This is a genomic window from Marinobacter sp. B-21 (assembly GCF_056857895.1).
This window is the reverse complement of sequence record NZ_JBSXNZ010000012.1, coordinates 1-4,277: the sequence shown is the minus strand read 5'-3', so window position 1 is coordinate 4,277 and position 4,277 is coordinate 1. Positions and strand designations below refer to the sequence as shown.

General features: G+C 59.1%; 4 protein-coding genes and 1 pseudogene. 2 read left to right on the top strand and 3 right to left on the bottom strand.

Annotated features, from left to right (window positions below; genetic code table 11):
* Positions 1-560 precede the first annotated feature (560 nt).
* Both AC13C0_RS00240 and AC13C0_RS00235 read left to right on the top strand, forming a co-directional pair.
* Positions 561-1,592, top strand: coding sequence for a zinc-dependent alcohol dehydrogenase family protein (locus AC13C0_RS00240; protein WP_482953709.1), 1,032 nt, complete (start codon positions 561-563; stop codon positions 1,590-1,592).
* A gap of 27 nt (positions 1,593-1,619) precedes the next feature.
* A pseudogene (locus AC13C0_RS00235) lies at positions 1,620-1,808 on the top strand (transposase); the annotation flags it as partial.
* A 22-nt stretch (positions 1,809-1,830) separates the two neighbouring features.
* Here AC13C0_RS00235 and AC13C0_RS00230 read toward each other — a convergent pair.
* The 3 genes from AC13C0_RS00230 to AC13C0_RS00220 all read right to left on the bottom strand — a co-directional run.
* Complete coding sequence (locus tag AC13C0_RS00230) at positions 1,831-2,331, bottom strand: IS630 family transposase (RefSeq protein ID WP_482953710.1); 501 nt, start codon at positions 2,329-2,331, stop codon at positions 1,831-1,833.
* Complete coding sequence (locus AC13C0_RS00225; RefSeq protein ID WP_482953708.1) at positions 2,238-2,843, bottom strand: IS630 family transposase; 606 nt, start codon at positions 2,841-2,843, stop codon at positions 2,238-2,240. The genes AC13C0_RS00230 and AC13C0_RS00225 overlap by 94 nt, the downstream gene beginning before the upstream one ends.
* A gap of 238 nt (positions 2,844-3,081) precedes the next feature.
* A partial coding sequence (locus AC13C0_RS00220) for an IS4 family transposase (protein WP_482953707.1) occupies positions 3,082-4,277 on the bottom strand: 1,196 nt, incomplete at its 5' end.

Below are 4,277 nucleotides of genomic sequence, written 5' to 3'. Positions count from 1 at the left end.
AAATCCGGTCCATCCCCCAACAAATCGCTTCAGCTGGCGCTCATTGCAGCGATATCGTTACGATGATGCTGACCAAACCCCGCCCATGGCTTCGGCTGGAACTGGATTTTGGACTCTGCGGGGCTTAAGTTGATGACGTTGGCCAACCCTCTTGTTCAGGGTCCCCTCAAAAGGCAGCGGCAGTTTCACACGGCGGAGCCGGGACAGGAATTGCGCTTGTATTGAGCTGTGTCAAAAATGTATCGTAGGTAATCAGTCATTATGGAAAGTAGATAACGGGGGGCGTCAAGTGCGCGGCCGGGCATTCGCGAGGAAGGAGTTGCCGATGAGATGCGACGAGGGTTCTTTCGCCGTTTCGCTCCTCGTGCCGGCGAGTGCCGAGTCCATCCCGAAGCCCGCGGACAGACCTGCCGTGAGCATTGACTTGGCAAGGCCCGACTACCTGCTGCGGCACTACTGGCGAGCCTGCGTCTGACCGCAGTCTTCCTCTCCGCGTCGCGGCGTTAGACTTGCGGCGTCAAGGGGTCGACTGTATACCTTAAAGGTACGGAGGCAATACGATGAAAGCACTAGTCTACGAAGGCCCCGGCAAGCGCACATGGCAGGAGCGGCCTGACCCCAAAGTAGACAAGCCCACGGATTCTGTGGTCCGCATCACCCATACCACCATCTGTGGCACCGACCTGCACATCCTCAAGGGTGACGTTCCCACTTGCGAGCCCGGCCGTATTCTCGGCCACGAAGGCGTGGGTGTGGTGGAGTCCGTGGGTGACGGCGTCACCAGCGTAAAACCCGGAGACCCGGTACTGATCTCCTGTATCACCGCCTGCGGGCGTTGCGACTACTGCAAGCGCGGGATCTACGCCCACTGCCGCGACGGCGGCTGGATCCTCGGCCATCGCATTGACGGCACCCAGGCCGAGCGCGTGCGGATCCCCCATGCCGACAATAGCCTCTACCGTCTGCCCGAGGGACTGGAACCCGCGGCGGCGGTGATGCTCAGCGACATCCTCCCCACCGGCCACGAGATCGGCGCCCTCAACGGCGAGGTGGGGCTTGGTGACACCGTCGCGATCGTGGGCTCCGGGCCCATCGGCCTCGCCGCGCTGCTGACCACCCGCTTCTACTCCCCCGCGCGGATCATCATGATCGACCCAGACGAGAACCGGCTGGCGATGGCACGGCAGCTCGGCGCCACCGACACGGTCACCGGCGACGCGGTGGACACGGTCATGAAGATGACCGACGGCGAAGGTGTGGACGTGGCGATGGAAGCCGTGGGGATCCCGGAGACGTTCGACATCTGCCAGCGGATCGTCCGCCCCGGCGGCCACATCGCCAATATTGGCGTCCACGGAAAGGGCGTGACCCTCCACCTTGAGGATCTGTGGATCAAGAATGTTACGGTCCGTACCGGACTGGTGAATACCAACACCATCCCCGTGCTCATGCGCATCCTCGAGGCGGGCGGTGTCGACGCCGCGGGACTGGTAACCCACCACTTCCGGCTCGACGAGGTAGAGCAGGCCTACGACGTGTTCTCCTGCGCCAGCGACGAAAAGGCGATCAAGGTGCTACTGACCGGCGAATGAGCCTGGCAAAGGCGCAGCACCGCGGGCAACGCGCTGCTCGGTAACGTCAAGAACGCGCTCACCAGCACGTGCCATGCTATCCGCGGGCAGCATGCCCCACGCTACCTGGCTGAGTTCGAGTATCGCTTTAATCGGCGCCATGACCTCAAGGCCATGATTCCACGTTTTCTCACGGTCGCTACGAGAACACCGCCAATGCCATACCTTTCTTACTAATCCGAAATAAAGTAAGCGAACATTATCCGGAGATGTAAGCCAAATCTGGATGACCAAAAAAAGACTGCAATAGCTTTGGTAATTTCTGCAAACGTCGCAGTTTCCGGAAAACAATATCCCGGAGTTGTTCTTTATTGTTGATGATCTTTTTTCCAACGTGGTGGTATTTGATGTAGCCCCAAACGGATTCGTCGGGGTTCAGTTCTGGCGAATAAGGCGGCAGAAAGAATAGTTTCAGTTTGCCGTTGAGACTTTCCACGTACTCCCGAGCCCGGCGAGCATGATGCACCGGGTGATTGTCGAGGATCAGGAACACAGGCTTTTCGGAATCCTGAACCAGTGCTTTGAGGAACCCGATGAAGGCATCGGTGTTCATGTTTCCCTCGATCGTTTTGAAGCGCAGTTCGCCGCGAGGTGAAATGGCAGAAATCATGTTAATGCTGAAACGGCTTCCGGTATTGCGAATAACTGGCGTCTCTCCAATGGGCGCCCAGGTAGTGCCACTGTGGTAATCGGAGCGAATGCTGGCCTCATCGCCAAAGTAGATCGTAGCGCCAACTTTCTTGGCTTCTTTGCGAATCTCTGGTAGGTCTCTTCCTTCCACTGCTTCACAGCCTCCGGCTTCTGCTGGTACGCCCGATGCAGCGGCTTTTGAGGCGTCAGCCCCAGGTTGCGAAGCAGGCGGCCGACGGACACATCGCTCAGTCGAACGTTGAACTTTTGCCGGATCAATTCACGCACACGACCTCGGGTCCACAGGGCGAAATTAAACTTCAGCTGGTCCGGCGTGAAGGTGGTAATCCAGGTATACAGCTCCCGAATCTGTTCGCCGCTCAGCTTCTTGGGACGACCGGAAATCTGCTTGGCTTTAAGCGCTTCAAAGCCGCCCTCGCGGTAGGCTGCAAGCCACTCATAAATCCGGGCTCGACTCATGCCCAAAGCTTTGATCACCACTTCCGGGCTTTCGCCATCCATAACCCTTTGAACGGCACGAACCCGAAGTGCTTCCAGAGTTTTATGGTCCAGTTTACGCAATGGTATCAACTTAAGGAAAAACCACAGCGCCGGCAAGCCAGGTTCCTGCCACATCGAGCCAGCATGAAGTTGGCCAACTGACAGAAACACCCCTTTATTGCCGTGTTGAGGGGACACGGAGGTGCGGATTGGAGAAGAATTGCAGGTCAAGGCGACCTTTGAGGCGAGCGAAAGCCGACCAGCGCCAAACGCAGTCTTTGAGTCGGATTCAATACGCTCGTGACCGGAGCCTTCGGGTTCAGCGAGTGCGCTTGTAGCCTTCGCACCCGCGGGTTGCTTTTCGTCGGCGCTGGCGCGGAAAACTTCGCCCGGGCCGGATGGCGGTCAGGCTGTTACGGATCAGGGTCAACAGGCACTCCATGGCGTGGGCGCATGGCTCGACCAGGAGCGTCACCAGGGTGTTTTTCAGGCGCGACACGCCCTGAGTGAAGTTCGCCTTCCAACCCCTTTTGCGGTGTCGGGTTTGTTGCTCAATCCGGGGCTGCTGCAGTACCTGCATCAGCATGGCCAGGTTTTTCAACAGCAGCTTGGCGTGGAAGTCCTGAAGCACCGCGGTCGCGGTGCGACCGCTGAAGTTGTCCAGGGTCAGGGTCTGCTTGAGCCGCCGGTAATCGGTTTCGATCCCCCAGCGGCGGTGGTAGAGCCCCGCAAATTCGGTGGCCGGGAAGGCCTGGGTATCCAGCAGTGACGTGGCCAGCACTTCCACCTCACCGCCTGGCAGGAGCACCCGGATCAGGCGCAGGGTGACCTCGGTATCCGGATCGACGCCGGCCTGCTCGCAGACTTTTCGGGACAGCCAGCCCTTGCAGGCGAAACAGAGGGTCTGTTCGCTGTTGCCGGAAGCCACGAAGTCCCTCACGGCCGGGTTGTGCTTGAGAGTCAGGCGCATGAGGAAATGCTGGTTCCGCTGCAACAGGGCGGCAAAGAGCCAATGAGCAGGGTAGCCCCGGTCAAACACCAGGAGGCTGTTGTCCGGCGCATACTCCAGGTGCATGGCGGCACAGCCCCGCTCATCCATATCCGGAGTAATCAGCAGACCATGCAGGGTCTGTTGGTCGCACAGATCATAGAGCATGGACAGCCGCGCCACGGGCAGCTCACTGTGACTGCCGAAGAAGTTTTCCAGGGGCTGCTCCAGCGGCAGGTGTACACCGGAGCCGTCCACGCCCAGCAGCCGCAGCCCGCACCATGTGCTGCGCAGGCCCAGTTCATCCAGCTGGTTTTGAAGCACATCGTTCAGCGCCACCAGAGCGGAGGGCTTGAGCTTGCGGCGGGCTTTGCTGAAAGCCTGCGCGGTGACGACCTGTTTTTCGAAAGGCGTGTTGTTGAGCACACGGAAAAATTGATCCAGCTCGGTCTGAAGCGCACTGCCAGGCTGGTTAAGCAGAAAAAGGATCAGATTACGGAAGGTGAGATAGCGTTTTCGGGTGAAAT